General features: G+C 42.9%; 7 protein-coding genes and 1 pseudogene. All 8 read left to right on the top strand.

The window, feature by feature from the left end:
- Positions 1–673: cobalt-precorrin 5A hydrolase (locus V7659_RS18190; RefSeq protein WP_335541195.1), on the top strand; the 673-nt coding region annotated here is incomplete at its 5' end.
- Positions 670–2,055 carry a cobyrinate a,c-diamide synthase gene (locus V7659_RS18185; RefSeq protein ID WP_335541194.1) on the top strand — a complete coding sequence of 462 codons (1,386 nt, stop codon included), beginning with the start codon at positions 670–672 and terminating at the stop codon, positions 2,053–2,055. The genes V7659_RS18190 and V7659_RS18185, both read left to right, overlap by 4 nt.
- Positions 2,024–2,455, top strand: a complete 432-nt coding sequence (locus tag V7659_RS18180) for a precorrin-2 dehydrogenase/sirohydrochlorin ferrochelatase family protein (protein WP_335541193.1) — start codon at positions 2,024–2,026, stop codon at positions 2,453–2,455. The genes V7659_RS18185 and V7659_RS18180 overlap by 32 nt, the downstream gene beginning before the upstream one ends.
- Before the next feature lie 57 nt (positions 2,456–2,512).
- The gene (locus V7659_RS32155) at positions 2,513–2,653 is read left to right on the top strand and encodes a hypothetical protein (protein ID WP_420491744.1); all 141 of its coding nucleotides are present in this window, start codon (positions 2,513–2,515) and stop codon (positions 2,651–2,653) included.
- Positions 2,650–3,411 carry a uroporphyrinogen-III C-methyltransferase gene (gene cobA, locus V7659_RS18175; RefSeq protein ID WP_335541192.1) on the top strand — a complete coding sequence of 254 codons (762 nt, stop codon included), beginning with the start codon at positions 2,650–2,652 and terminating at the stop codon, positions 3,409–3,411. The genes V7659_RS32155 and cobA overlap by 4 nt, the downstream gene beginning before the upstream one ends.
- Entirely contained in the window at positions 3,405–3,959 is a 555-nt protein-coding gene (locus V7659_RS18170; RefSeq protein WP_335541191.1) for a nitroreductase family protein, read from the top strand. Before cobA ends, V7659_RS18170 begins: the two co-directional genes overlap by 7 nt.
- Before the next feature lie 12 nt (positions 3,960–3,971).
- A complete protein-coding gene (locus V7659_RS18165) occupies positions 3,972–4,511 on the top strand; it encodes a cob(I)yrinic acid a,c-diamide adenosyltransferase (protein WP_335541190.1) in 540 nt (179 codons plus the stop codon).
- Positions 4,512–4,605: 94 nt separating this feature from the next.
- Positions 4,606–4,985 (top strand): annotated as a pseudogene (locus V7659_RS18160) (class I SAM-dependent methyltransferase); the annotation flags it as partial.

The following is a 4,985-nucleotide window of genomic DNA, read 5'->3' as shown; positions in this document are numbered from 1 at the left end:
CGTGGATTTATTTGGCGCCCAATTTGGGTGGATGTGGGAAAGTGAAGAAAAATTAACACCTGTTAGTGCATCGGTTGTCAATGAAGAGCATGTTGCGATCGTGCAGGAAGCGGGTGAAAAAAATTGGTGGATGTATGATCGCTCAATGCCTGACAATTTAAAAATTTATCCAACGATAGATGAAGCGATCATGGCAAAGCCACAAGCGGCACTGCTTATTACAGATCGTTTAATTGAGGCACATGAAAAGGTACTGCTCGAGAACGGAGTTTTGTATCGTCCAAAATCAATTGTACTTGGCATTGGCTGTAATCGTGGTACGGCAATGGCAGAAATTGAACAAGTCATAGATGAAACATTAGCTGAGCTGTGTTTAAGTAAAAAAAGTGTCAAAGCAGTTGCGACCATCGACTTAAAGAAAAACGAAACAGGCCTGCTTGAATTAACCGCTAAACATAACTGGCCATTTGTAACTTACACACCTGACCAGCTAAATGAAATACCGATGCAAAACCCATCGGAAACAGTCTTTAAATATACAGGTGCATATGGGGTCAGTGAGCCGGCAGCATTGCGTTATACGAATGCGAAAGAGTTACTGCTAGAGAAAAAGAAAAGCGGAAATGTGACTATATCCATTGCACGTGTCAACTTTGAGGAGGAAGTACGATGAATCGATTTGTACTAGCCGGCACAGGAAGCGGTGTTGGAAAAACAACATTCACAATCGGCATCATGCGTACGCTTATGAAGCGTGGATTAACAGTCCAGGGCTTTAAATGCGGCCCGGACTATATTGACCCAACGTATCATACAGCTGTCACACAACGCCCTTCTCGTAATATTGATAGTTTCATGATGTCCCGTGATACAGTTCGTGCCATTGTCGCAAGAGCGAGCCAAGATGCAGATGCAGCTGTTATTGAAGGAGTGATGGGCTTTTATGATGGCAAATCCCCATTATCAAATGAAGGATCTGCTGCTCATATTAGTGAGATTACAAAGAGTCCCGTCATTTTAATTGTCAATGCAGCAAGTATGGCAAGAAGTGCGGCTGCGATTGTCAAAGGATTTCAAATGTTAGATGAAAGCTCCAATATTGTTGGTGTTATTGCCAATCAATTAGGAAGTAAAAGCCATTTTGAAATTGTCAAAGCAGCAATTGAACAAGAATGTGGAATTCCTGTCATTGGCTATCTGCCAAAAGGAGCTGTCCCTTTGATGCCAAGCCGTCATCTGGGTTTAGTACCAGCCATTGAACGTGGTGATTTAGATTCATATTTTGATAGTCTTGCAGAAGCAATCGAAGAAACAGTGGATATTGAACAACTGCTGGAAATTACAAAAACACAACCATTGGACGTTGCTGAATCTATCTTTGATGCACAGCCGCAAATAGAAGAAATACATATTGCAGTTGCAAAGGATGCCGCCTTTAACTTCTATTATGAAGAAAATCTAGAATTACTCCGTACATATGGTGCCACATTGCATTACTTCTCGCCATTACAGAATGAAGAAGTTCCAGAAAACGCTCAGGGGCTGTATATCGGCGGTGGTTTCCCAGAAGAGTTTGCTAAAATCTTGGCGAAAAATGAGGAAACGAAGCAATCTATAAGAGCCGCGCTTGAGCGAGGGTTGCCAACATTAGCGGAATGCGGCGGTTTTATGTATTTAACAGATGAAATTGTGAATCGTCAAGGCCAGGTATTCCCGATGCTCGGGATCATTCCAGGACGTGTGCGGATGCAAGATAAATTAGCGGCACTGGGATACCGGGAAATTACAGGTGTTCCGGGCAACTTTCTAATCAATGAAGAGGAGCAGGCAAAAGGGCATGAGTTCCATTACTCAACGTATGAGGGGGAGCATACATCACCAGCTTATTTTAGTAAAGGCCGTTTTCGTTCTCAGCAGGAAGGTTATCTACATAAAAATATTGTTGCTGGCTATACACACTTTCATTTTGCTTCGAATCCACAGCTAGTGAAAAATTGGCTGACAGCATGTTTGGAGGTAAACAATGGATTATTTCCCACTATTAATGAATATTGACTACAAAAAGGTTGTTATTGTTGGGGGCGGACATGTAGCACGTCAAAAGGCGGAAGCGCTGCTGCCAACAAAGGCGCTAGTGACAGTAATAAGCCCAGTAGTAACTGAGAAATTGCAGCATTACATCAATGAAGGGCTTGTAACATGGAAAGAAAAAGCATTTGAACCTGCTGATTTAGATGATGCAGCACTGATTTTCGCTGTTACAAATGACGAAGAGGTAAATAATGCAGTGGAAGAAGCGGCACAGCATTGGCAATTACTGAGCCGTGCTGATGCAAAAGGTCGTGTTGATTTTATCAATCCAGCAGTCGTTCGCCGCGGTGATTTCGTATTGACTGTATCGACGTCTGGAGCTAGTCCAGGTCTGACACGCCAAGTAAAGACAAATTTAGAATAGCAATTTGGAGTACAATACGCGCAGTATGTTTCATTTTTAAAGGAAGCACGTCAGCAAATTATACAACTGTTTACGGGCGATGAGAAAAAACAGCTATTAGCAGAGCTCCTGGATCCACAGTTATTACAATGGATGGAGCAAGGTGAAAAACAAAAATGTGAAGCGTGGCTGCAGCAGCGTATAGGAGAAAAACAGTGAGCGGATTTGTATATATTGTAGGAGCTGGTCCTGGTGACCCAAAACTATTGACGATTCGTGGACTAGAGTGCATTCAGCAAGCAGATGTGATTTTATATGACCGACTGGTGAATGCTGAATTATTAAAACATGCGAAAGCAGACGCCGAGCTGATTTATTGTGGAAAAGAACCAGGCAGGCATGGACTGATTCAAGATGAAATTCATCGTGTGCTAGTGGAACAAGCCAATCTTGGCAAGCAGGTTCTTCGCTTAAAAGGCGGTGACCCATTTGTCTTTGGACGTGGTGCAGAAGAAGCCACGATTTTACGGCAAGCCGATATTCCGTTTGAAATCGTGCCTGGTATTACAGCCGGGATTGCCGCGCCTGCTTATGCAGGGATTCCTGTGACACATCGTGATCATGCTGCAAGCTTTGCGATTGTTACAGGTCATGGCCGCCCAGAAAAGGAGCAGGACTTTTTAAATTGGTCCGCGCTTGCTCAAATTGATACGGTCGCCTTTTATATGAGCATAGGCAATATCGCGCATATATCGAAAAGCCTAATAACCTATGGCAAAAGTGAAACAACCCCTGTTGCCGTCATTGAATGGGGCACAACTAAAAATCAGCGTACGATTACTGGCAATCTCTCCACGATTGCACAAGATATTCAAATCCATCGTATCACTAATCCAGCCATGATTTTAGTTGGCGATGTGGTTAGTGTAAGGGATCAAATTTCCTGGTTTATAGAAAAGGAGCATGAATTATGTTAGATGCCTTAAAAAAGCGCCGTGCGATTCGCCAATTTGAAACGCGCGAAGTGGAACGTGACAAAATTGAGACGTTATTAGAAGCTGCAACGTTTGCACCAAATGACCGTATGCGGGAGCCCTGGCATTTCTATGTATTACAGGGCGACAGCTTAAAACGTTATGAGCAGGTGGCACTGGATTATTTACAAAAACGTTTCCCAACAAAACCACATTTAGTGGAAAGTTCAATGGAGGCCATCACAAAAACACCGCTTGTCATAGTGGTGACATCTGCCATTGTTGAAGGAGATGAAGGCGCAACAAAAGATAATACCTTTGCAGTCAGCGGTGCGATTATGTCGATGTGGTTAATGGCCGAACAGCTGGGTTTAGGCATGGTCTGGCGTACACGCGGTGTTGGCTTAGTGCATGATACAGCATTACATGATTTTATTGGTGCATCGGATGGAGAGCAATTAGTAGGGACGTTATGCATTGGTTACCCTGCAGAAGAAATCACTTCCGCGAAAAAGCGTACACCATTTGCAGAAAAAACAACGTGGCTATAGGGAGGTTTGTACATGGCTCGACAGGGGATGCTGTTAGTTTATACAGGAGAAGGCAAAGGAAAAACAACTGCTTCACTTGGTGTGGCATTACGTGCAATTGGCCGCGGCATGAAGGTGAAATACTTTCAATTTATTAAATCACCTGAACGTACTTATGGTGAACAAATTGCCCTGCGAAAACTTGGTGTTGAAACAGTGCAATTAGGAATCGGTTTTACATGGACGAAAACACCGGAGGAACATCGTGATGCACTTGCGAAAGCTTGGCAGACTGTAAAAGAAGAGCTAAAGGATGAAACAACAGATGTTTTAGTGCTGGATGAGCTGAATAATGCGTTAGCCATCACTCGTTTTCCAATCGATGATGTATTGCCATTACATGAGGTTTTAGAGGCCATACAAAACCGTCCTAAAACGATGCACCTTGTCATCACAGGCCGTTCTGCACATCCATCGCTACTCGCTTTAGCTGATTTAGTGTCAACAATTGATGCCACAAAACATTATTATGCGGAACAGGATGTTAAAGCGATGAAGGGGCTTGAGTTTTAAGCACTCAGGACGCCATGGGTAAATCACAAACTGGCACCCAATTCACCAGAAAAGGGTTTTCCAGTTTTGTTGTCGAGATTGAGGAGAAAATTCAATGATAAAAGAATCCCCTTTACAATTTGATTTTGAAAAGCTGTGGAAAGAAGGCATGTTAGACTGGCATGGCAAGATGCCAGAACGAATGATCGATGATGAGCTGGAAGAAGCATTTTGGGCTCAGTCCATGAAGAAAAAAACAAACAAGCAAACAGATGACTATGCAAAAAAAATCTACGAAAAAATGAAACCGCATATCCCGCAAAATTCATCTTGTGTTGAAATGGGGCCGGGATGGGGCAACTATACCTTCCAACTCCGTCAGGATGTCAAAAGTTTAACGTTAGTGGATGGTTCTGAAAGTGTGCTTGCTTATTTACAACAATACTTTGAAAACGATGCAAATGTTCAGTTCGTTCATAGTAAATGGGAAGAAAC

It is taken from the genome of Neobacillus drentensis, from assembly GCF_036966985.1.
Lineage (GTDB): Bacteria > Bacillota > Bacilli > Bacillales > Cytobacillaceae > Neobacillus > Neobacillus drentensis_E.
The sequence above is the reverse complement of the archived record's forward strand: the minus strand, read 5'-3'. Positions and strand labels throughout refer to the sequence as shown.

What these genes read in the sequence shown, in the direction of transcription:
- V7659_RS18170 (WP_335541191.1), top strand. Translation starts at nt 3,405, where the DNA reads ATGTTAGATGCCTTAAAAAAGCGCCGTGCGATTCGCCAATTTGAAACG.
- V7659_RS18165 (WP_335541190.1), top strand. Translation starts at nt 3,972, where the DNA reads ATGGCTCGACAGGGGATGCTGTTAGTTTATACAGGAGAAGGCAAAGGA.
- V7659_RS18180 (WP_335541193.1), top strand. Translation starts at nt 2,024, where the DNA reads ATGGATTATTTCCCACTATTAATGAATATTGACTACAAAAAGGTTGTT.
- V7659_RS18185 (WP_335541194.1), top strand. Translation starts at nt 670, where the DNA reads ATGAATCGATTTGTACTAGCCGGCACAGGAAGCGGTGTTGGAAAAACA.